At 68.7% G+C, this 22,805-nt stretch carries 19 protein-coding genes; 8 read left to right on the top strand and 11 right to left on the bottom strand.

Translation table 11 applies throughout. The features are described 5' to 3' along the window. Positions 1–10: 10 nt before the first annotated feature. The 6 genes from U5N23_RS13860 to U5N23_RS13835 all read right to left on the bottom strand — a co-directional run bounded on the left by U5N23_RS13860 (position 11) and on the right by U5N23_RS13835 (position 5,460). Complete coding sequence (locus tag U5N23_RS13860) at positions 11–727, bottom strand: ABC transporter ATP-binding protein (RefSeq protein ID WP_322593387.1); 717 nt, start codon at positions 725–727, stop codon at positions 11–13. Beyond that, positions 724–1,485, bottom strand: coding sequence for an ABC transporter ATP-binding protein (locus tag U5N23_RS13855; RefSeq protein WP_322593386.1), 762 nt, complete (start codon positions 1,483–1,485; stop codon positions 724–726). The genes U5N23_RS13860 and U5N23_RS13855 overlap by 4 nt, the downstream gene beginning before the upstream one ends. Continuing rightward, entirely contained in the window at positions 1,475–2,449 is a 975-nt protein-coding gene (locus U5N23_RS13850; protein ID WP_322593385.1) for a branched-chain amino acid ABC transporter permease, read from the bottom strand. The genes U5N23_RS13855 and U5N23_RS13850 overlap by 11 nt, the downstream gene beginning before the upstream one ends. Then, a complete protein-coding gene (locus U5N23_RS13845; RefSeq protein ID WP_322593384.1) occupies positions 2,446–3,318 on the bottom strand; it encodes a branched-chain amino acid ABC transporter permease in 873 nt (290 codons plus the stop codon). The genes U5N23_RS13850 and U5N23_RS13845 overlap by 4 nt, the downstream gene beginning before the upstream one ends. Positions 3,319–3,411: 93 nt before the next feature. Continuing rightward, entirely contained in the window at positions 3,412–4,614 is a 1,203-nt protein-coding gene (locus U5N23_RS13840) for an ABC transporter substrate-binding protein (RefSeq protein WP_322593383.1), read from the bottom strand. Between the two features lie 45 nt (positions 4,615–4,659). After that, positions 4,660–5,460, bottom strand: a complete 801-nt coding sequence (locus U5N23_RS13835; protein WP_322593382.1) for a GntR family transcriptional regulator — start codon at positions 5,458–5,460, stop codon at positions 4,660–4,662. A gap of 346 nt (positions 5,461–5,806) precedes the next feature. Between U5N23_RS13835 and U5N23_RS13830 the strand changes: the two genes are divergently transcribed. The 6 genes from U5N23_RS13830 to U5N23_RS13805 are packed head-to-tail and all read left to right on the top strand — an operon-like array spanning position 5,807 to position 13,392. Then, positions 5,807–6,517, top strand: coding sequence for a TetR/AcrR family transcriptional regulator (locus U5N23_RS13830; protein WP_322593381.1), 711 nt, complete (start codon positions 5,807–5,809; stop codon positions 6,515–6,517). Positions 6,518–6,520: 3 nt separating this feature from the next. Beyond that, positions 6,521–7,690: an efflux RND transporter periplasmic adaptor subunit gene (locus tag U5N23_RS13825; RefSeq protein ID WP_322593380.1), complete on the top strand. Its 1,170-nt coding sequence runs from the start codon at positions 6,521–6,523 to the stop codon at positions 7,688–7,690. Positions 7,691–7,696: 6 nt separating this feature from the next. Beyond that, positions 7,697–10,897 carry an efflux RND transporter permease subunit gene (locus U5N23_RS13820; RefSeq protein ID WP_322593379.1) on the top strand — a complete coding sequence of 1,067 codons (3,201 nt, stop codon included), beginning with the start codon at positions 7,697–7,699 and terminating at the stop codon, positions 10,895–10,897. Between the two features lie 23 nt (positions 10,898–10,920). Next, complete coding sequence (locus tag U5N23_RS13815) at positions 10,921–11,631, top strand: protein-L-isoaspartate O-methyltransferase (protein WP_322593378.1); 711 nt, start codon at positions 10,921–10,923, stop codon at positions 11,629–11,631. A gap of 24 nt (positions 11,632–11,655) precedes the next feature. Next, on the top strand, positions 11,656–12,009 hold the full coding sequence (locus U5N23_RS13810) for a rhodanese-like domain-containing protein (RefSeq protein WP_007850151.1): 354 nt from the start codon (positions 11,656–11,658) through the stop codon (positions 12,007–12,009). Positions 12,010–12,066: 57 nt separating this feature from the next. Beyond that, a complete protein-coding gene (locus U5N23_RS13805; RefSeq protein ID WP_322593377.1) occupies positions 12,067–13,392 on the top strand; it encodes a TolC family outer membrane protein in 1,326 nt (441 codons plus the stop codon). A gap of 10 nt (positions 13,393–13,402) precedes the next feature. Here U5N23_RS13805 and U5N23_RS13800 read toward each other — a convergent pair whose 3' ends face one another. Beyond that, positions 13,403–14,896 carry a CYTH and CHAD domain-containing protein gene (locus tag U5N23_RS13800; RefSeq protein ID WP_322593376.1) on the bottom strand — a complete coding sequence of 498 codons (1,494 nt, stop codon included), beginning with the start codon at positions 14,894–14,896 and terminating at the stop codon, positions 13,403–13,405. A 196-nt stretch (positions 14,897–15,092) separates the two neighbouring features. On the opposite strand from U5N23_RS13800, the gene U5N23_RS13795 reads away from it, so the two are divergent. Then, on the top strand, positions 15,093–17,018 hold the full coding sequence (locus U5N23_RS13795; RefSeq protein WP_322593375.1) for a PhoX family phosphatase: 1,926 nt from the start codon (positions 15,093–15,095) through the stop codon (positions 17,016–17,018). A 38-nt stretch (positions 17,019–17,056) separates the two neighbouring features. Here the strand turns inward: U5N23_RS13795 and U5N23_RS13790 are convergent, their stop codons facing one another. The 4 genes from U5N23_RS13790 to U5N23_RS13775 are packed head-to-tail and all read right to left on the bottom strand — an operon-like array spanning position 17,057 to position 21,076. Then, positions 17,057–17,539, bottom strand: a complete 483-nt coding sequence (locus U5N23_RS13790; RefSeq protein WP_322593374.1) for a GNAT family N-acetyltransferase — start codon at positions 17,537–17,539, stop codon at positions 17,057–17,059. Continuing rightward, positions 17,517–18,860 carry a 3-deoxy-D-manno-octulosonic acid transferase gene (locus U5N23_RS13785; RefSeq protein ID WP_322593373.1) on the bottom strand — a complete coding sequence of 448 codons (1,344 nt, stop codon included), beginning with the start codon at positions 18,858–18,860 and terminating at the stop codon, positions 17,517–17,519. The genes U5N23_RS13790 and U5N23_RS13785 overlap by 23 nt, the downstream gene beginning before the upstream one ends. An 8-nt stretch (positions 18,861–18,868) precedes the next feature. After that, the gene (locus U5N23_RS13780; RefSeq protein ID WP_322593372.1) at positions 18,869–19,636 is read right to left on the bottom strand and encodes a carbon-nitrogen hydrolase family protein; all 768 of its coding nucleotides are present in this window, start codon (positions 19,634–19,636) and stop codon (positions 18,869–18,871) included. Between the two features lie 51 nt (positions 19,637–19,687). Then, positions 19,688–21,076 (bottom strand): phosphomannomutase/phosphoglucomutase, encoded by a 1,389-nt coding sequence (locus U5N23_RS13775; RefSeq protein ID WP_322593371.1) that lies wholly within the window; start codon positions 21,074–21,076, stop codon positions 19,688–19,690. Positions 21,077–21,233: 157 nt separating this feature from the next. Here U5N23_RS13775 and U5N23_RS13770 point away from each other — a divergent pair, with 157 nt between their 5' ends. Next, entirely contained in the window at positions 21,234–22,802 is a 1,569-nt protein-coding gene (locus tag U5N23_RS13770; RefSeq protein WP_322593370.1) for a DNA-3-methyladenine glycosylase 2 family protein, read from the top strand. The last annotated feature ends 3 nt before the right edge of the window (positions 22,803–22,805 follow it).

Genomic DNA, 22,805 nt, shown 5'->3' with positions numbered 1-22,805 from the left:
TGTCTCCTTGTCAGAGGCCCAGGTAGGCCCGGCGCAGTTCGTCGCTGCTCAGCAGTTCATCGGGGGCACCCGAAAACCGGATGCTCCCGTTCTCCATCACATAGGCGCGGTCGGCGATCTCCAGCGACTGGCCCACGTTCTGCTCGACCAGCAGCACCGCCAGTCCCGTGGAGCGCAGCTGGCGGATCAGGCCGAACATCTCTTCGACCAGCAGCGGCGACAGGCCCAGCGATGGCTCGTCCAGGATCAAAAGGCGCGGCTCGGCCATCAGGCCGCGGCCAATGGCCAGCATCTGCTGCTCGCCGCCGCTCATGGTGCCGGCCAGCTGGGTGGTGCGCTCCTTGAGGCGCGGGAAGGTGGCGAACACCTTGTCGATGTTCTCGGCGCGGCGTTCGCGGGCGCGCGAAAAGCTGCCCAGCGACAGGTTTTCGAGCACGTTCAGGTTGGGGAAGATCTTGCGCCCCTCGGGCACCTGGATCAGCCCGGCCTTGACAACCGCCGTGTAGTGCGCACCGCTCAGGTCCACGCCGCCGAAGGCCACGCGCCCGGCCCAGGCCGGGTAGATGCCGCAGACCACGTTGTTGAGCGTGGACTTGCCCGCGCCGTTGCTGCCCAGCAGGGCCACGGTTTCGCCGGGGTTCACCTGCAGGTCCACGCCACGCAGCACCTCCACGCGGCCATAGCCGCCGCGCAGGCCGGCAATATCGAGCAGCGGTGCCGTGCTCATGCGGCCTCCTTCGCGGCTGCGGCGCGCAGGCGCGCCGCCGTGCCATGGCCCAGGTAGGCCTCGATCACGCGCTCGTCGGACGTCACCGTGGCGGGGTTGCCCTCGGCGATCAGCTGGCCCTGGGCCAGCACCCACACGTGCTCGGCCAGGTTCATCACGGCCTGCATCACGTGCTCGATCATCAGCACCGTCACACCGCCCTCTGCAATGCCGCGCACCACGGGAATCATCTCGGCAATCTCCTGGGGGTTGAGACCGGCCAGCACCTCGTCGAGCAGCAACAGGCGCGGCCGGGTGGCCAGCGCGCGCGCCAGCTCCAGCCGCTTGCGGCCCGCCACGGTGAGGTCGGATGCAGGCTTGTCCAGTTGCGCCGACAGACCCACGCGCGCCGCCACCTCGGTGGCCTGCGCCAGGGCGGACGCGCGGCGCGGCTCGTGCAGGTGGGCGCCCACGGCGATGTTCTCGCGCACGGTCTGCGCCGCAAAGGGCTGCACGATCTGGAAGGTGCGCGCCATGCCCAGGCGGGCATTGAGGTGCGGTGCCTGGCCGGTGATGCCGCGCCCGGCGAACTGCACCGTGCCCGCGTCGGGCTTGACGAAACCGGTCATCAGCGCGAACAGCGTGGTCTTGCCGGCGCCATTGGGGCCGATCAGCGCGGTCAGCGAGCCTTCGGGCACCGTGAGGCTGACGTTCTGCACCGCCTTGAGGCCGCCGAACGACTTGCCCAGCCCCGTGAGTTTTAGAAGCTCATTGGCCATGGCGGCCTCCCGAACGTTTCCACAGGTCCACCACCGACTGGCCCAGGCCCGCGATGCCGCGCGGCAGGAACATGACGATGAGCACCAGCACCACGCCGTAGATCACCATGTTGATCCCCGGCAACTGGCCGAACAGGTTGCGCGTGAGGTCGGCCAGCACATGCAGCACCAGCGCGCCCAGCACCGGCCCCCAGACGGTGCCGATGCCCCCCACGATGGCCGCCACCAGCGCCTCCACCGAGGTCACTGAACCGTAGGCAATGCCCGGGTCGATGTACTGGAACACCTGCACGTAGAACGCCCCGGCCGCGCCCATGAAGCCGCCCGACAGCGCGATGGCGCCCATCTTCACCGTGAACGGGTTGACGCCGATGGCGCGCGCCGCGTCCTCGTTGTCGCGCACGGCCTGCAGCCAGGCGCCGAAGCGCGAGTTGCGCAGCCACCAGCTCACCAGCAGCGCCAGGGTGACCAGCGCCAGGATGAGGAACACATAGCCCTTGCGCGAGCCGAACTGCATGTTGGAGAGCGACTCCCTGAGCGGCAGCATCAACCCCACGCCCGCGCCGGTGAAGGGCACCGACAGCGCCAGGATGCGGAACACCTCGGCAAACGCCAGCGTGACCAGCGCGAAGTACGAGCCCTTGAGCCCGTAGCGGAACGACAGCCCGCCCACGAAAAGCCCCACCAGCGCGCTGCCGGCCACCGCCATGGGCAGGGCCAGCCAGGCATTGATGCCGCCCTGCATCTGTGCAATGGCCTGGATATAGGCGCCCGTGCCGAAGAACAGCGCATGGCCGAAGGAGAACTGGCCGCCGAAGCCGCCCAGGATGTTCCAGGCCTGTGCCAGCAAGGCGGCGTACAGCGCCATCATCACGAAGTTGAGCAGCACGCCCGAGTCGGACCAACCCGTGAGGGCTGCGATGGCGAGTGCGAAAAGGCCAATGGCCCAGAGTTGCTTGTTCACTGCCTGGCTCCAAAAAGGCCCTGCGGGCGAAACAGCAAGACGGCAATGAAGATGGCGAAGATGCCGATCTGCCCCAATGATTCACCGAGGAACAGGCCGCCAAGCGACTCCACCACCCCAATCAGCAGCCCGCCCACCAGCGCGCCGGTGAAGCTGCCCATGCCGCCGAGCACGACGATGGTGAAGGCCACCAGCACGAAGCCGCTGCCCACCTGCGGGTTGACGTAGTAGGCCGGCAGCAGGAAGCAGGCAGCCGCCCCCAGGCAGGCCAGGCCGATGCCGAAGCTCATGGCGTAGACATGGTCCACGTGGATGCCCATGAGCTTGGCACCGTGCTTTTCGCGCGCCACGGCGCGGATGGCCCGGCCCAGGTCGGTGCGCCCCACGATCCACAGCAACAGGCCCGAGACCACCAGCGCCCCGGCAAACGACACCAGCTTGGGCAGCGCGATCATGGCCGGGCCGATGGCCACGGTGGTCAGGGTGTAGGCCGTTTCGATGGTGCGCGTGTCGGACTTGAAGAACAGCAGCGCCAGGTTCTCCATGACGATGGAGATGCCCAGCGTGACCAGCAGGATGTTTTCGTCCTTGCCATGGCTGGCGCGGTTGATGACCACGCGCTGCAGCCCATAACCCAGGACGAACATGCCGGGCACGAGGATGGGCAGCGCCAAGTAGGGGTCGATCCCCCAGTGCTGCTTGAGCAGGTAGACGGCGTACAGCGCCAGCATCAGCGACGCGCCATGCGCGAAGTTGATGATGTGCAGCACGCCGTAGATCAGCGTGAGGCCCAGCGCGATCAGCGCGTAGACCGCGCCGGTCGTCAGGCCGTTGAGGACCGAGGGAAAAAGGATGCTGAGCTCGAACATGGGTGCGGTGTCTGCGGCATGTCAGGCAAAGGCGTAGCCTGGCGCCAGGCTTTCTGGCGCCGGAAACAGAGATTCAGGCATGGTCTTGGGCTCTCAGGCCTTCAGCGGGAAGAGCGGGTCCGCTTCGCGGTAGTCGCGCGGGATGATGACCTTGATGTCCTTGTTCAGCACCTGGGTCATGAGCGGCTGAGCGCCCTGGTTCTGCCCGGCCACGAACTTCGTGGCGCCGTACGGCATGATGTGGTCGGCAAAGGTGCTCTTTTCCAGCGCGTCGATGATGGCGGCGCGGTCCACCGATTTGGCGCGCTCCAGCGCATCGGCCAGCAGCCACATCGATGTGTAGGTCATGAACAGCTCGTAGCTGAAGAACAGGCCCTTGGCCTCCACGCGCTTTTTCAGGTCCTGCGCCCGCTTGTCCTTGGGGTTGAACCAGTGGTTGCAGTCGATGATGCCGTTGGCCGCATCCGGAAACTCCTTGACGAACTTGTAGCTCGACGCGGCGCCGCCCAGCACCGAGTAGATGGCCTTGGGGGTGACCTTTTGCTGCTGCATGGTGCGCACCAGCAGCGCGTACTCGTTGTAGTAGTTGGCGGGGATCACGATGTCGGGGTTGATCGCCTTCATGCGCAGCACGATGTTGTTGAAGTCGCGCGTCGGGTTGGCGTGCTTGACGACCTCCTTGACCTCATAGCCGTAGCCCGGCAGCTCGCGCGCCAGCAACTGGGCCGTGCCCGAGCCGAACAGCGACTCCTCGTGGATGATCATCACCGTCTTGGCGGGCTTGCCGGCCGCCGTGTTGAGCACGTGCAGGTTGGCCACGGCGGTTTCGGCGCATTTCTTGTAGCCGGGGCCGAAGCGGAAGGTGTTCTTCAGCCCGCGCTCCACGATCTGGTCGGCCACGCCCACGTCCACGATGTGCGGCAGGTTGTACTTGGCGGCCGCCTGCGTGGTCGCCAGGCAGATGGCCGAGGCAAAGGCCCCGACCACGGCGGACACACCGGCCTCGTTCATCTTCTCCACCTCGGCCGCACCGGCCTGGGGCTGGGATTGCGCATCGCCGAGCAGCGCCTCGAGCCTGGCGCCGCCCAGCGATTTGATGCCGCCGGCCTTGTTGATGTCTTCGATGGCCATCATCGCGCCCTCACGGCACTGCTGGCCCGAATAGGCCAGCGCCCCCGTCACGGGGTGCAGCACCCCCACCTTGACCGCCTTGGCCTGCGCGCCGCCCACCAGGGGGAAGGCCAGGGCCGATGCGGCGGCGGCCGACTGGGATAGGAAATGGCGGCGGTTGCTCATGGGCGTACTCCTTGGGGAATGGTCGAAGGGGATCGTTGTGTTCATTCAGTGGAACTGGGCCGACAGCTCTTTGCTGACCCAGACCTTGGCATCGATGCTGCCCACGCGCGACAGCTGCATCTCGTATTCGTAGCGGTCCGGCCGGTACAGGCCGTGCAGCCATTGCACCGGGCGCTCCTGGTCGTCCAGGATCAGGCGGCGCACGGCCAGCAGGGCCGAGCCCACCGAGACGTCGAGGTGGCGGGCCACCACCGCGTCGGCCAGCTTGGCGGAAATGGTCTGGTGGGCGCGGCCCACCTTCACGCCCGACTCTTCCAGCAGCACCAGGATGGGCTTGCGCGCGAGTTCGCGGCGCCCGAACTGGCGGCCGATGTCGGCCGGCACATAGGTGGTGATGTGCGACAGCGGGCCCTCGCGCGTGCTGCGCACCCGCACCGCCTTCTGCACCGAATCGCCCACGGCGATCTGCAGCGCCCCCGCCACGGCGCGCGAGGCGGTCACCGTCTCCACATCGAGCACCTTCACGGACGTGCGCAGGCCCATGCTGACCAGGTTTTCGAGCAGGCCCGTGAGCTGGGCGCGGTTGCTGTGCGGGTGGCCGTCCGGGCCGCCCGGCGCGGTGTCGGGTGCTGTCACCGGGCGGGTGCCGCGGCCCGGTTCGCGCGAGATCAGGCCCTCGCCCTGCAGCAGCTCCAGCGCGCGGCGCACGGTGACGCGGGCCACCGAAAACTGCTGCATCAGCGCCAGCTCGCCCGGCAGGCCGGCGGCGAAGCGCCCCTCCTGCAGCTGCTCGCGCAGCACCAGGTAGATCTGGTGGTACTTGGGCAGCGGGAGATTGGGCGACATGGATTCATGGTCGAATATCTCTAATGTCCTGTCAATGAGACATTTGGGCCGATTTGGTCCTGTTTTAGGGACATTTGCGCCCGCGCGCCGCACCCCTGTTGGCGCTCCCATTTGTGGAGCACCCGTGCGCACGTTTTTGGGGCTTGCGAGGTGCTTTGCACCGCCTTGGTGAGGGTGCAAGCAGCAGGCATTTCTCGGCGCGAAGCAGGCACGGGCATCTCGCCTCGGGGTTTACCCGTACACCGGTGCGGGAGTGGCTTATTTCGCAGCAGAGACTCCGTTGAATTGACGCCGGCAGATGTGCTTGCTATATTACTAACCAGTCAGTCATTAACTAGAAAGCCCCTTGAGCACTGCCCCCACCACCCCTTCTGCCGGTACCAAGCGTGAACGCCGCAAGGAGGCGCGCCCCGGCGAACTGCTGGAGGCCGCGCTCGACCTGTTTGTCGAAAAAGGCTTTGCTGCCACCCGCGTGGACGACGTGGCTGCGCGTGCGGGGGTGTCCAAGGGCACGCTGTTCCTGTACTTCCCGAGCAAGGAAGAGCTGTTCAAGGCCGTGGTGCGCCAGAACATCGCGGGCCGTTTCGAGGAGTGGAGCCATGAGCTCGAAACCTTCGAAGGCACGACGGGCGAGCTGCTGCGCCACTGCTACCAGGTCTGGTGGGAGCGCATCGGCGCCACCAAGGCCTCGGGCATCACCAAGCTGATGTTCAGCGAATCCCAGAATTTCCCCGAAATCACCCTCTTCTACCAGCAGGAAGTGATACAACCCGGCCAGGACCTGGTGCGCCGCATCCTGCGTCGCGGCATCGACCGCAGCGAATTCCGCCCCGTGAACCTGGACTACGCCGTGCACGTGGTGATGGCCCCGATGATCTTTCTGATGCTGTGGAAGCATTCCATGGGCGCCTGCATGCCCGATGCGCTGGAGCTCGGACCCGAGAAGTTCATCGATGCACAGGTCGACAATGTGCTCTACGGCCTGTGCGCCCGCCCGGACACAGGGCCTTTCGCCCCCACCCTCTCCTCCCCTCCTCCCTCTTCTTCTGCGGCCTGACCCATGAAACGCTGGATTCCCTGGTTGGCCACGGCCGCCGTTGTCGTGCTGGTGGGCGGTGGTGCCTGGCGCGCCATGGCCGCGCGCCAGGCGCAGCAGAAAGCGCTGGCACAAGCGGCCAGCCAGCGCGCCGAGGCCCCCCTGCAGCTGGCCGCCACCGAGCTGGTGGGCGTGGTGCGCAAGAGCCTGGTGCTGGGCGTGCCGGTGTCGGGCTCGCTGCGCGCCACCGAGTCGGCCATGGTCAAGGCACGGGTGGCGGGTGAACTGCAGGGCCTCACGGTGCGCGAAGGCGACAGCGTGCGCGCCGGCCAGGTGCTGGCCCGCATCGATGCCACCGAATCCCAGGCCCGCCTGCGCCAGGCGCAGCAGCAGGCCGAGGCCGCGAAGGCGCAGGTGGACATCAACCAGCGCACGGTCACCAACAACCAGGCCCTGGTGAACCAGGGCTTCATTTCGGCCACGGCCCTCGTCACCTCGCAGGCCAGCCTGGAAGCGGCCCAATCCACCTACCGTGCGGCGCTGGCCGCCGCCGACCTGGCCAAAAAGTCGCTCGACGACACGGTGCTGCGCAGCCCCCTCACCGGCCAGGTATCGCAGCGGCTGGCCCAGCCCGGCGAGCGCATGCCCATCGATGGCCGTGTGCTGGAGGTGGTCGACCTCTCGCGCCTGGAGCTTGAAGCCCTGCTGAGCCCGGCCGACTCGCTGGCCGTGCGAGTGGGCCAGAAGGCCCTGTTGCAGATCGAAGGCAGCACCGAGCCCGTGGTGGCCACGGTGGCCCGCATCAACCCCAGCGCCCAGGCCGGCAGCCGCACGGTGCCGGTGTACCTGGCCATTGCGCAGAACCGCAGTGCGCCCACGCTGCGCCAGGGCCTGTTCGTGCAGGGTCTGCTCGACACCGGCCGCGCCGACGTGCTGACCGTGCCGCTGGATGCCGTGCGCACCGACAAGCCCGCGCCCTATATACAGGCGGTGCAGGGTGGCAAGGTGGCCTACCTGCCGGTCAAGACCGGGGCGCGCGCCGCAGTCGACGGCCAGACCCTGGTCGCCATCGAGGGGGCCCCCGAAGGCACGGTGGTGGTCTCCGGCCGCATGGGCCAGCTGCGCGAGGGCACTGCAGTGACCACGGCGGCAGCGACCCCGGCAGCAGTTCCCGCATCGCGCGCCACGCCCTGACCCGCCATGTGGTTCACCAAGGTCAGCCTGAAGAACCCGGTGTTCGCCACCATGGTGATGCTCGCCATCGTGGTGCTGGGCCTGTTCTCGTACCAGCGCCTGAAGGTCGACCAGTTCCCCAACATCGACTTTCCGGTGGTGGTGGTCACGGTGGACTACCCCGGCGCCTCGCCCGAGATCGTCGAGAGCGAGGTCACCAAGAAGATCGAGGAAGGCGTCAACTCGATTGCCGGCATCAATGCCCTGACCTCGCGCAGCTACGAGGGCATGGCCGTCGTCATCATCGAGTTCCAGCTGCACATCGACGGCCGCAAGGCCGCCGAGGACGTGCGCGAGAAGGTGGCCACCGTGCGCCCCCTGCTGCGCACCGAGGTCAAGGAGCCGCGCGTGCTGCGCTTCGACCCCGCCAGCCGGGCCGTGTGGTCGCTGGCCGTGCTGCCCGATGCCTCCGCCGGCGGCCCCACGCGCAGCGCGGTGGAGCTGACCACCTGGGCCGAGCAGATCCTCAAAAAGCGCCTGGAGAACGTGCGCGGCGTGGGCGCCGTGAACCTGGTGGGCGCCACCAAGCGCGAGATCAACATCTACCTGAACCCGCAGGCGCTCGAAGCCTTCGGCGTCACGCCCGACCAGGTGGCCAGTGCCGTGCGCAACGAGAACCAGGACCTGCCCGTGGGCGCCATCCGCTCGCTGGCGCAGGAGCGCGTGGTGCAGATCGACGCGCGCATGGAGCGCCCCGAGGACTTCGGCCGCATCATCGTGGCGCGCAAGAACGGCGCCCCGGTGCGCCTGGACCAGGTGGCCCGCGTCAACGACGGTGCGCAGGAAGTGGAGAGCCTGGCGCTGTACAACGGCCAGCGCACGCTGCTCCTGTCGGTGCAGAAGTCGCAGGGCGAGAACACCATCGAGGTGGTCGACGGACTGAACGCGGCCGTGGTGGAGCTGCGCAACCAGTTGCCGCTCGGCGTGCGGCTGGAGACCATCGGCGACAGCGCCCGCCCCATCCGCGTGGCGGTGAACAACGTGCGCCAGACGCTGATCGAGGGTGCCATCCTCACGGTGCTGATTGTCTTTCTGTTCCTGAACTCCTGGCGCTCCACCGTGATCACCGGGCTGACGCTGCCCATTGCGCTGATCGGCACCTTCCTGTTCATGAACATGTTCGGCTTCACCATCAACATGATCACGCTGATGGCGCTGAGCCTGTGCGTGGGCCTGTTGATCGACGATGCCATCGTGGTGCGCGAGAACATCGTGCGCCACGTGCAGATGGGCAAGTCCGCCTACAACGCGGCCATGGACGGCACGCAGGAAATCGGCCTGGCGGTGCTGGCCACCACCTTGTCCATCGTGGCGGTGTTCATGCCCATCGGCTTCATGGGCGGCATCATCGGCAAGTTCTTCCACGAATTCGGCATCACCATCGTGGCCGCCGTGATGATCTCGATGTTCGTGAGCTTCACGCTCGACCCCATGCTGTCGAGCATCTGGCACGACCCGAGCATCCACAGCCATGGCCAGAAGACCACGCCGGTCACCTTCTACGACAAGACCATCGGCCGCGTCACGGGCTGGTTCGACCGCGCCACCGACGCGCTGGCCGAGGGCTACCAGCACATCCTGCGCTGGTCCCTGGTACACAAGCTGACGACCATGGCGATCGCCCTGGCCATCTTCGTGCTGAGCATCTTCATGGTGCCGCTGCTCGGAACCGAGTTCGTGCCCAAGGCCGATTTCTCCGAGACCTCGATCAATTTCTACACCCCCGTGGGCTCGTCGCTCGAAGCCACCGAGGCCAAGGCGGCCCAGGTGGAGGCCATCCTGCACGAGATGCCCGAGGTGCGCTACACCTTGTCCACCATCAACACCGGCAGCGCCCAGGGCAAGATCTACGCCAACATCTACGTGCGCCTGGTGGACCGCAAGGACCGCAGCCGCAGCGTGGACGCCATGTCCGACGTGCTGCGCGAGCGCCTGAAGACCGTGCCCGGCATCACCGTCACGCACGTGGGCCTGCTCGACGCCGTGGGCGGGCAAAAACAGGTGGAGTTCTCGCTGCAGGGCCCGGACCTGCAGGAACTGGAGCGCCTGACGGCCACCGTGACCGCGAAGATCCGCGGCATCCCCGGGCTGGTGGACCTGGACACCAGCGCCAAGCCCAACAAGCCGGTGATCGCCCTCGATATCAAGCGCGACGCAGCCTCGGACCTGGGCCTGTCGGTGGCGCAGATGGCGGCATCGCTGCGCACCCTGGTGGCCGGCACCACGGTGGGCAACTGGCGCGCGCCCGACGACCAGACCTACGACGTGAACGTGCGCCTGGCGCCCGAGGCCCGCACTGCCCCGCAGGACCTGGAGCGCCTGCCCTTCGCCATCAGCGCCGCCGATGGCACGACACGCATCGTGCGCCTGAACCAGGTGGCCAGCGTGACCGAATCGACCGGCGCCAACCAGATCAACCGCCGCGACCTGACGCGCGAGGTGGCCATCAACGCCAACGTCTCGCAGCGCTCGGCCGGCGAGGTGTCGGCGGACATCAAGACGGCGCTCGACAGCGTGAATTTTCCGCCCGGCTACCGCTACCAGTTCGGCGGCTCGACCAAGAACATGGCCGAATCCTTCGGCTACGCCATCTCGGCGCTGGTGCTGGCCATCGTCTTCATCTACATGATCCTGGCCAGCCAGTTCCGGAGCTTTTTGCAGCCGCTGGCGCTCATGACCTCGCTGCCGCTCACGCTGATCGGCGTGGTGCTGGCGCTGATGATGTTTCGCTCCACGCTGTCGATGTTCTCCATCATCGGCGTGGTGATGCTCATGGGCCTCGTCACCAAGAACGCCATCCTGCTGGTGGACTTCGCCATCCGCGCCCGCGAGGAGCATACCGACGATACCGGCGCCACCGTGCCGGGCCTGCCCCGGGCCGAGGCCCTGCTGCTGGCCGCCCGCGTGCGCCTGCGCCCCATCCTCATGACCACGCTGGCCATGATCTTCGGCATGGTGCCGCTGGCCTTCGCGCTGTCCGAGGGTTCCGAGCAGCGCGCACCCATGGGCCAGGCGGTGATCGGGGGGGTCATCACCTCCTCGCTGCTGACCCTGGTGGTGGTTCCGGTGGTGTATTGCTACATGGACGATCTGGCGCGCTGGGCCCTGGCGCGCATGGGTCGCGGCCAGAAGGCGCCCGAGGCCCGTAAAATCGAGGGTTTGTCCTGACACCCGCCCCACGGAGAACTTCCATGAACATGCCACTGAACACGTCCGCCAACACCAGCGACCCGGTCGCCCAGGCCCGCTACAACATGATCGAGCAGCAGATCCGTCCCTGGAACGTGCTCGATGCCGACGTGCTCGACCTGCTTGCCGTTGCGCGCCGCGAAGAATTCGTGCCGCCCGCCTACCGCAGCCTGGCCTTCATGGACATCGAGGTGCCGCTCCTGGGCAGCGATGCCGAAGACGCCGTGCGCCTGGGCCACAGCATGCTGCAGCCCCGCGTGGAAGCCCGCATCCTGCAGGACCTGGCGATCAAGCCCACCGACCGCGTGCTCGAAATCGGTTCCGGCTCGGGCTACATGACTGCGCTGCTGGCCGCCCGTGCGCAGCAGGTGGTGTCGATCGAAATCGTGCCCGAACTGGCCGAAATGGCCCGCGAAAACCTGCTCAGCGCCGGTGTGCAGAACGCCGAAGTCCGCCTGGCCGATGGCGCCAACGGTACGACGGACGGCCCCTTCGACGTGATCGTGCTCAGCGGCTCCGTGGCCGAAGTGCCTGCGGCCCTGTTCGCGCAACTGCGCGACGGTGGCCGCCTGGGCGCCATCGTGGGCAGCGAGCCCGTGATGCGCTTCACCCTGACCCGCCGCACCGGCGAGCGTTTCGAGACCACCTCGCCCTGGGACACCATCGCGCCGCGCCTGGTGGGCTTTCCTGAACCTTCCGGCTTCACTTTCTGACCTGCCTTCTCTGGAGTTTTTTGCATGATCGAGCACATCCGCCCCGCCCAACTCGCCGCCTGGTTCGCCACCGCCCCCGATGGCAGCCGGCCCGTGGTGCTGGATGTGCGCGAGCCCTGGGAACTGCAGACGGCCAGCGTGCGCGCTGACGGGTTCGAGCTGGTGGCCATCCCCATGGGGCAGCTCACGGGCCGCCTGGCCGAACTCGATGCCGCCCGCGACGCGGGCACGCCCATCGCCTGCCTGTGCCACCACGGCGCACGCAGCCTGCGCGTGGCGGCGTTCCTGGAGCAACAGGGTTTCGAGCGGCTGGCCAACATCAGTGGCGGCATCGACGCCTGGTCGCATGAGAACGACCCGGCCGTGCCCCGCTATTGAAGGCCCCCGGTCTCTTTCGTCCCATCCCCGACATGCAGCTACTCCTGAAAGGCATCCATGACATCGTTCCGGCTACTTCCCCTGTCACTGGCGCTGGGCGCTGCTTTGTGCGCCCCCGCACAGGCCCAGAGCCTGACGGAGCTGTTGGAGTCTGCGCGCACCTATGACACGGCCTGGCAGTCGGCCCGGCTTCAGCTCGATGCCTCGGCCCGCCGCGCCGACCAGGCCCGCGCCGGCCTGCTGCCCAGCGCCGGCCTGTCGGCCGGTGTCTCGCGCGCCAACACCGATGTGAGCCGCCCGCCCATCGAGCGCACCGCCACCACCCAGACCCTGGGCGTGAATGCCTCGCAGCCCCTGTACCGCCCGGCCAACCGCATCAACCTGGAACAGGCCCAGCGCGGCGTGGACGTGGCCCAGGCCCAGCTCGACGCCGCCAGCCAGGACCTGCTGGTGCGCGTGAGCCAGGCCTATTTCGATGTGCTGGCCGCGCAGGACACGCTGACCTTCGTGCAGGCGCAAAAGGCCGCCGTGTCCGAGCAACTGGCCTCGGCCAAGCGCAATTTCGAGGTCGGCACCTCCACCGTGACCGATTCGCGCGAAGCCCAGGCCCGCTACGACCTGGTGATCGCCCAGGAAATCGCGGCCGAAAACGACCTGCGCGTGAAGAAACTCGCGCTGGACCAACTCGTGGGCATCACGGGCACCCAGCCCAAGCCCCTGGCCCTGCCGCTGCAACTGCCCCCCGTGCAGCCCGACAACGTGATCACCTGGGTGGACACCGCCCGGGAACTGCAGCCCGGCGTGCGCCAGGCCGCGATTGCCCTGGACATCGCGCGCCTGGAAACCAAGAAGGCCGAAACCGGCCACCTGCCCACGGTGGACCTGCAGGCGGGCTACAACATCCAGCGCAACCCCACCGGCACCATCACCGCGCCGGGCATCAACAGCCGCACCAACAACGCCAGCCTGGGCCTTGCCCTCAACCTGCCGCTGTTCGCCGGCTTCTCGGTGCAAAACCGCGTCAAGGAAACACTGGCCCTCGAAGAAAAGGCCAGCGCCGACCTGGAGACCACACGCCGCAACGTCGCCCAGGCCACGCGTGCCGCCTTCTTCGGCGTGCAATCGGGCCAGGGCCAGGTGCAGGCCCTGCAGGCCGCCGAGGCATCGAGCCAGAGCGCGCTGGACGCCAACAAGCTCGGCTACCAAGTCGGTGTGCGCATCAACATCGACGTGCTCAACGCCCAGAGCCAGTTGTTCCAGACCAAGCGCGACCTGGCCCAGGCGCGCTACAACGTGCTGCTGGGCACGCTCAAGCTGCGCCAGGCCGCCGGCACGCTCACCATCGAGGACGTGCAGGCCATCAACGCCCTGCTCACGCCCTGACGGGCACAGCTCAAACCTTGCGAAAGCGCGGGCCCTCTCCCATCCGGGAGAGGGCCTTTTTCGTGGCCTTGACCGACGTCCCGCGCCGCGCCGCAAGCCAGCCCACACCGAACCAGGCCTTGGGGTCCTGGGCTGCCATGCTGCGGTAGAGCTCGCTGGCCACCTGCTCGTCATTGAGCCGGCCCAGCGCCGACAGGGCGGGCTGCAGGCTGGCCAGGAAATCGTCCGCCCCGCCTTCGAGCGCCGGTGCCACGAACTCGGTCAGGAAGCGCAAACGCTTCAAGCGCTTGCGCACGCGGTGCTGCTCCTCGACCGACAGGGATTCGAAGCGGCGCGCATCCCGGTGGACCTTGGTGCGCAGCGCCTGCAGGCGCTTGTGCAAATACCGCCGCACCTTCGCTGCGCCCAGCGCGCCGTCGCCCTCGGCCGCAAGGGCCTGGGCCGTGAATCCCATCAGGCCGATCAGCACGGCCTGGAAGGCAGGCGTGCCGACGATGGCGAGGGGCGATGCACCGTGGGCCGCCGGCAGAGCTGCCGACTTCGGCGCCCCCGCCTCGCGCAGTTCGGCGCCCATGGTGTCCAGCGCCTGCTCCCGGTCGCGCAGCTGGCCCAGGCGGCGAAACACATCGACCAGCGGTGGCTCCCAGGCGGGATCGAAGCGGCCCGGCGCCAGCCCATCGAGCTCGCGCAGCGCCGTGCGCAGCCGGCGGATGCCGATGCGCAACTGGTGCACATGCTCTTCGCTGGCCGAGCCTTCCACGATCTCGCTGGCATTGGCCAGGATCTGCGCCAGGCAGTTGGCCACGGCGGCGCGCTGCAGGTTCGGACCCTTGAGAAATTGCTTTTTGCGGCTGCCGGCCGCCATGGGCCGGGCCTTGGCAGCGGGCCTTGCCCATTGCGCGGCCATGAGCCGCTCGCCGCGCTCGGCCTTGGACACCGTGTTCAGCAGCAGGCCATGCTGGGCCGCCCACTGCGTGGCCACTTCGACCAGGCCCGCCACCGGCCCCTCCTTGAGCTCCAGTTCCAGTTCGCACACGGGCGCCTGCTTTTCCTGCGCCGTGCCGCCATGGGCCACGATGCGGCCGAGGTCGAAGGCCAGCTCGACGACACCGCCGCGAAAGGCCAGGTTGCGGGTGACGCGGTCGATCTCGGTGCGGTAGGTCTCCACCAGGGGGCCCTGCGCGCTGTCCATTGCCGCGCGCAGCCGCTCACCCGCCTTGGTGCCGGCATGCAGCGCCGGGCGCGCCAGCGAAGTGGCGCCATCGACGCTGGCGTTGTGCTCCTCCCGGTCCAGGGGCCCATCGCCCATGGCCTTGACGGTCTGCACCCACTGCCCGCCCTCGTTGCGCAGGCGCAGGGCAATGCCGCGCGATGACAGCGCCTTGTCGGCGGTATCGAAATAGCGCGCCTCCAGCCGGATCGCGCTGGACGTACCCCGGCGGGCCGCGGCCTTCACGGCGGCCAGGCGCCTGGCCGGAATGGTGAATTTGAATTCGACTTCCATGCTTTCTTTTCTCGGTGAGCGGGCCCGGGCCGGGTCGTGCGCAAGTCATCAAACCGCCATCTTCGCATCCTAAGCTGCTGGCGCAAGGTCCGCTTGGCGTGGCATTGCTCCCTTGCGGCCAGCACATCGGAGCCCGTGCTGCGGCATTGTCTCCTGTCCGTCAAACAACACTCCCCCTCCCCACCGAAAGACTCTCATGGCCAAGGACTTCGCCACGATGGAAGACAGCAACCGCTCGGGCAACCCCAGCATCCACGAGGTGTCGGCACTGCGCCGGCGCACCTTGCTGGGCGGTGGCCTGGCATCGGCCGTCGGCGGCCTGCTGGCGCCGCTGGCCGCCGTGTCGCTGCCCGGCTGTGCCACCGGTACCGGCATCGCCAGCGGCCCGCTGCTGGGCTTCAAGAGCGTTCCCATCGGCACGGCCGACCGCATCGTCGTGCCCGAAGGCTACATCGCCCAGACCATCGCGCCCTGGGGCGACCCGGTGGGCTTGTCGGGCGATAGCCCGGCCTTCAAGGAGAACGGCACCAACACCGCCGCCGAGCAGGAGGCACAGTTCGGCATGCACCACGACGGCATCCACTTCTACGCCCAGGAAGGCAGCCGCCAGGGGCTTTTGGTGATGAACCACGAGTACAGCGACGACGGCCTGCTGCACGCCGATGGCATGAAGACCTGGACGGCCGAGAAGGTGCGCAAGTCCCAGGCCGCGCACGGTGTTTCGGTGGTGGAAGTCGAGCAGAAAGCCGATGGCCAGTGGGACGTGGTGCGCCCCTCCCCCTGGGCGCGGCGCATCACGGCGCGCACGCCCATGGCCTTCGGCGGCCCTGCGGCCGGGCACGCCCTGCTGCGCACGGCAGCGGACCCCGCCGGCACACGGCCGCTCGGTACGCTCAACAACTGCGGCAGCGGCATGACCCCCTGGGGAACCTACCTGACATGCGAAGAGAACTTCATCTTCTATTTCAAGGGCCCCGACACCCCGAACGCCCACGAGACCCGCTGGGGACTGCGCAAGGGCGAGCCTGCGGGCTACCGCTGGGCCGAGCACGACGCGCGTTTCGATGCCACAAAGAACCCCAACGAACCCAACCGCTTCGGCTGGATCGTGGAGATCGACCCGTTCAACCCCAGCTCCACCCCCGTCAAGCGCACCGCGCTGGGCCGTGCGGCGCATGAAGGCGCCACCGTGGCGGTGACCAAGGACGGACGCGCCGTCGTCTACTCCGGCGAGGATGCCCGATTCGAGTACATCTACAAATTCGTGAGCCGGGACGCGATCCGCAAGGGCGGCGCGCGTGAAAACGCCGACCTGCTCGACCACGGCACGCTGTACGTCGCGAAGTTCAACGCCGATGGCAGCGGCCAGTGGCTGGCGCTGACCCATGGCCAGGGCCCGCTCACGGCCGCCAACGGTTTTGCCGATGCGGGCGAGGTGATGGTCAAGACGCGCCAGGCCAGCGACCTGCTGGGCGCCACCAAAATGGACCGGCCCGAGTGGATCGCCGTGGGCAAGGACGGTGCCGTCTACTGCACGCTGACCAACAACAGCAACCGCGGCGGCGCCAGCCAGCCCGGCGTGGACGCGGCCAACCCGCGCGCCAACAACAGCATGGGCAACATCATCCGCTGGAAGGAAACCGGCGACTTCGATGGCATCCGCTTCCAGTGGGACCACTTCATCCTGGCGGGCGACCCCGCCAACGAGCGGCAGGACGCCAAAGGCAGCGTGAAAGGCGACATGTTCGCCTGCCCCGATGGCCTGTGGGCCGACGGCCGCGGCGTGCTCTGGGTGCAGACCGACATGTCGACCTCGGCCATGGGCAAGGGCGACCTGGCGCGCATGGGCAACAACGCCATGCTGGCGGCCGACCCGCGCACGGGCGAGGTGCGTCGCTTCCTGGTCGGCCCTTCGGGCTGCGAGATCACGGGTGCGACGATGACGCCCGATGGCAAGACCATGTTCATCAACATCCAGCACCCCGGCGAAAGCCCGAGCGAGCGCAGCGATCCCGAGCAGCCGCGCAAGTTCTCCAACTGGCCCGACCAGCGCCCCGCCGGGCGCCCGCGCTCGGCCACGGTGGTGATCCGCAAGGCCGACGGGGGCGTGGTCGGGACGTAGGGCAATCGGGGCCTTTACTTTACGCAGCCCAGGCAAGGTCAGCCAGATTCCTGGGCGCTCAAGCCGGCATAGCGTTTGAGAAAGCGCCGCTCATCCGGCGCGTAGCCCTGCGCCGCATAGAAGGCATGCGCTGCAGTCCGGTGATCGCCGCTGGTCACTTCGGCGCGGACACAGCCCTGCCCGGTGAAAAAGCGGTCGGCTGCGGCTACCAGCGCCTCCCCGATCCCACCGCCGCGGTGCCCGGCATCGACCACCAGCGAGGTGATGCGGCCGATCCGGCCTTCGGCATGGAAAAGCTCCAGCACATGCAAGCTGATGACACCGGCCATGCAGCCATCGACCTCGGCCAGCAGCACGCTGTCACAGGCATTCGCCAGAAGGATCGCGAGCTTGCGGACGATCAACGCCTCACTGGCCTCGTAGCCCAGTTGCCCCATCAAACCGGCGATGGCCGGCGCGTCGGCCGCAGCCGCCGTGCGGATGCGCGGCGGCTGCGGCTCAGGCATTGGCGTCTTCTTCATGCCGCCCGATCGTACGCAGGCGCACCAGCTGCAGCAGCTCCCGCACCGTAGCCCGGGCCGCGCCCCGGTGCTGGCGCGCAAAACGGCTTGCACGCTCGCTGGCGGCCGCCTGCTGCGTCGCGTCGCGCGCCAGTTGCATGGCCTGCGCGACGCCCGCCGTGAGGTCGGGCACGCGCTGCGCCGCCCCGGCGGCGCAGGCCAGTTCGGCCGCCTCGGCAAAATTGTAGGTGTGCGGGCCCAGCACAACCGGGCAGCCGCAGGCGGCGGCCTCGATCAGGTTTTGCCCGCCCAGCGGGGCAAAGCTGCCACCCAGCAGCGCCACGTCGGCCATGCCGTAGTACAGGGCCATTTCGCCCAGCGAGTCGCCCAGCCACACATCCGCCGGCTCGGGGAGCAGGCTCCAGGTGCTGCGCCGCGACACCGTGAGGCCCGCACTCTGGAGCAGTTGCTGCACCTCGTCGAAGCGCTGCGGATGGCGGGGCACCAGCAACCATTGCACCGGTTGTGCCGCATCCGCACGCGAGGTGCTCCAGGCGCGCACGGCCTCCAGCCACAGTGCCTCCTCGCCTTCGCGGCTGCTGGCCAGCATGGCCACCGGTCGCATGGCCTGCACACGCCAGGCGCGCCCCAGCTCCAGTTGCGCCGCGTCGGGCACCACGTCGAACTTGAGGTTGCCGAACACCCCCTGCACCTGCGCGCCGATGGCGTGCAGGCGCTCGGCGTCGTCCTCGGTCTGCGCGTACACCGCGGTCAGCGCGGCGTAGGCCGGGCGCGCCAGCGGAGACACGCGCCGGGCCTTGCGCAGCGAGTGTTCATTGAAGCGGGCATTGGCCAGCACCAGGGGCACGCCGCGCTGCCGGCAGGCCGCCACCAGATTGGGCCAGACCTCGGTCTCCATCAGGATGCCGATGGCCGGGCGGAACTGGCGCAAAAAACGCAGCACGGCGCCCTGGGTGTCCCAGGGCTGCCACACCTGCACATCGCCCGCCTGCAGCAGCTTTTCACCCTCGGCCCGGCCGGTGGCGGTGCCATGGGTGAGCAGCAGGCGCATGCCGGGCAGCTGGGCACGCAACTCGGCCAGCAAGATGGCGGCTGCGCGCGTCTCGCCCAGCGACACGGCATGGATCCAGACGAACTGGCCCAGCGGGTCGGTGCTGCTGTGCAGCACCAGGCTGTCGATGGGCTGCGGGTAGCGGCCAAAGCGCTCGCCCACGGCCACGGCATAGCCGGGCTCGGCCACGGCGCGGCGGCGCAGCTTGCGGCGCAGCAGCGGCTGGGCCGCCCAGGTCATCATGGAATACAGGGCGCGTGCGGTGGTCATGCTGCGCCTCATTGCGCGACGACGTCGACCACGCGGCCCTGCCATGCCAGGCCCTGGCGTGAGGCGATGACCAGGCAGGCCCCCGCACCCGGTGCGGCCACGACGGCCTCGCCCCCGGGGGCCCAGAAGGCGCTGCGGCCAGCACAGACATAGCCGCCCGTAGGCACGCCATGGTTGGCCATGAGCACGGCCAGGCCCAGATCGGCCGCGTAGCCCTGCAACTGGCTGGAATCCCTGGCATACCCGCCCTCGGAGATCACCGAGCCGCAGGCATACAGGGCTGCCCCGCCCTCCCGTGCCGCCAGGGCGTGTTCGGGGTGGGTGGTGTCGGCACACACGGCCAGGGCCGTGGGCTGGCCTGCGAGCGTGCGCAGGTGGACATCTTCGCTGCCCGCACTGGCGAACTGCTCTTCGCCAGGGTGCAGGTAGCGCTTGCGGTACAGGGCAGCGCTGCCATCGGCCCCGAACACCCAGGCGCCGATGGCCGGCTTGTTCCCCGCCACCACCGGGGCCACGGGGGCACCCACCACCAGTGCCATGCCGGTGGCGCGGGCGGCGTCGCGCAGGGGCGCGAGTGCGGCGTCCTGCGCATCCAGCACCAGGCCGGCCACCAGCGCAGGCTCATAGCCGGTGAGCGACAGCTCGGGAAACACCAGCAGTTGCACGCCATGGCGGGCGGCTTCGTGCACCATGGACAGGTGCCCCTGCACATTGGCCCGTACTTCACCGGGAGCTGAAATCGACTGCGCTGCGGCGATGCACAGCAAGGAAGGCATGGGGGTGGTCAAGGAGAACGCGTTCGCAAAAAATGGGATCGGGCCTGGAAATCAGTGGGCAGCCGCGCCCAGCTTCGCGTCGGGCTTGACCCGGTGCAGCAGCGCCAGCATGGCCGCCTCGATGCGCGCCAGCGCCTCCTCGGTATGGCCCTCGAAGCGCAGCACCAGCACCGGCGTGGTGTTGCTCGCACGGATCAGGCCAAAGCCGTCCGGCCAGTCCACGCGCAGGCCGTCGATGGTGTTGACCTCGGCCGGCGCGCTGAAGCTGCCGGCCGCCAGGGCCTGCAACTCGGCCGTCAGGCGGTGCGGTTCGCCTTCGGCGCAGGCCACGTTGAGCTCAGGCGTCGAAAAGCTGGTGGGCAGGGCATTGAGCACGGCGCTCGGGTCGGCATGGCGGCTCAGGATCTCGAGCAGGCGGCAGCCGGCGTAGGTGCCGTCGTCGAAGCCGTACCAGCGCTCCTTGAAGAAGATATGGCCGCTCATCTCGCCGCCCAGGGGCGAGTCGAGCTCCTTCATGCGCGCCTTGATCAGCGAGTGGCCGGTCTTGAACATCACCGGCACGCCGCCCGCAGCGGCAATGGCCGGCGCCAGGCGCTGGGTGCACTTCACGTCGAACAGGATGTTGCCGCCGGGCACGCGCGAGAGCACGTCCTGGGCGAACAGCATCATCTGCCGGTCGGGGAAGATGTTGACGCCATCGCGCGTGACGATGCCCAGGCGGTCGCCGTCGCCGTCGAAAGCCAGGCCCAGTTCGGCATCGCTGCCCTGCAGCGCGGCGATCAGGTCGCGCAGGTTCTCGGGCTTGCTCGGGTCGGGGTGGTGGTTGGGGAAGTTGCCGTCCACCTCGGAAAACAGCTCGATCACCTCGCAGCCCAGGGCGCGGAAGATGTCCGGGGCCGTGGCGCCGGCAATGCCGTTGCCGCAGTCGACCACGATCTTGAGCGGGCGGGCGAGCTTCACGTCACCGGTGATGCGCTCGCGGTAGGCGGGCAGCACGTCCACATGGCGCACACGGCCACCGGCCGCGAGCTGCCAGCTTTCCTGCTCCATGGTGCGGCGCAGGGACTGGATCTCTTCGCCGTAGATGGCGCGGCCATTGAGCACCATCTTGAAGCCGTTGTAGTCGCGCGGGTTGTGGCTGCCCGTGACCTGGATGCCGCTGTTGCACAGCGTGCTGGCCGCGAAGTACAGCAGAGGGGTGGTGACCATGCCCACGTCGATCACCTCGATGCCTGCTTCCACCAGCCCCTGGATCAGTGCGGCCGACATCGCCGGTCCGGAGAGGCGGCCATCGCGGCCCACGGCCACGGTGGTCTGGCCTTCGGCACGGGCTGCGGTGCCAAAGGCACGGCCCAGTCCCAGGGCGACTTCTTCGTTCAGGGTTGCCGGCACGATGCCGCGGATGTCGTAGGCTTTGAAAATGGCGGGCGTGGGTTGCACGTGGGGGGCCTTTGCTGTGAGCGTTGGAACGGTGCGCTGGATTGTAGGGGGCACCCCACGCTGCGCCGGGGATGCCCCTCAACGGTAGACCAGGGCGCTCTGAGGCACATGTCCGAAAACGGCCAGACTGCCTGTAGGCGGGACCTATCATTCCCCCATGCCCCAGCCACCCCGCCCCCTCGCCCCGCCATTGCCCGCCGCTCCAGCGGCGGATGACGAAGGCCGCTACCTGGCCCTGCAGACCCGCGATGCGCGCTTCGATGGGCGCTTTTTCACAGGCGTGACCTCCACCGGCATCTACTGCCGCCCGGTCTGCTCGGTGCGCACGCCCCGGCGCGAGAACTGCCGCTTCTTTGCCATGGCGGCCCAGGCCGAGAGCGCCGGCTTTCGGCCCTGCCTGCGCTGCCGGCCCGAGATGGCGCCCCAGTCCCTGGCCTGGTCGGTGCAGGACGCCTCGGGCATCCTGGTTCAGCAGGCTGTGCGCCTGCTCGACGCGCCCGAAGGCTGGGCCCGGGGCAGCCAGGGGCCCACCGTCGCCCGGCTGGCCGAACGCCTGGGCGTGAGCGACCGGCACCTGCGCCGCATCTTCGAGGCGGCCCTGGGAGTTTCCCCGCTGCAGTACCTGCAGACCCGGCGCCTGCTCACGGCCAAGCAGTTGTTGACCGACACGCCCCTGCCCATCACCCAGGTGGCCCTGTCCAGCGGATTTGGCAGCGTGCGCCGCTTCAATGCGGCGTTTGCCGAGCACTATGGGCTCAACCCGGGCCAGTTGCGCAAGAACGGCAGCCCCCAGGGCGCCACCCGCACGGGCACGCTGCGCCTGGCCTACCGCCCGCCGCTGGACGTGGCGGCACTGCTCGCCTTCTTCGAGCGGCGCCGCTTCCTCGGGGTGGAATGGGTGGAGCAGGCGGGCGATGGCGCACCGGCCCTGCGGCGCACGGTGCGCCTGCCCCCTGCCGTGACCGGGAGCATGGAGGTCACCGGCTGGCTCAGCGCCCGTTTCGACACCGCCCGCCACCAGGTGCTGCTGCAGACCAGCGACAGCCTGTACCCGGTGCTGCCGGTGGTGATCGCGCGGGTGCGTGCCATGCTGGACCTGGATGCCGAGCCTGGCGCCATCAATGCCGTGCTGCACGAGCGCTTTCCCCAAGGCGATGGCCTGCGCGTGCCCGGTGCCTTCGATGGCTTCGAGCTGGCCGTGCGCGCCGTGCTGGGCCAGCAGATCACCGTGGCCGCCGCCCGCACGCTGGGCCAGCGGCTGGTGGAGCGGCTGGGCGAGCCCATCGCCACGCCCTGGCCCGAGCTCACCCGGCTGTTTCCTCCACCCTCCGTGCTGGCGCGGGCCGAGGGCGACGTGCTCGGGCAGATGGGCATCGTGCGCCAGCGCCAGGCGGCCATCGTGGCGCTGGCGCAGGCGGTGGACAGCGGGGCCCTGGCCCTGCATGCCGGCGCGGATGTGGCCGCCACGACAGCGGCGCTGTGCGCCCTGCCCGGCATCGGCGACTGGACGGCCCAGTACATCGCCATGCGCGTGCTGCGCTGGCCCGATGCCTTCCCGGCGGGCGACGTGGCACTGCACAAGGCCCTTGGCGTGCAGGGCCATAAGAACCCGGCCCGCGCCGCCACCGAGGCGTCTGCCGCCTGGCGCCCCTGGCGCAGCTACGCCGTGCTGCGCGCCTGGGCGGAGCTGCCCCTGCCCGGCGCTGCTGCGCAAAAACCCCTTTGAACC

Source organism: Acidovorax sp. (genome assembly GCF_034519795.1).
In the GTDB taxonomy this organism is placed as follows: domain Bacteria; phylum Pseudomonadota; class Gammaproteobacteria; order Burkholderiales; family Burkholderiaceae_C; genus Acidovorax.
Note: the sequence above shows the minus strand (reverse complement) of the source record. Positions and strands in the feature narration are given on the sequence as shown.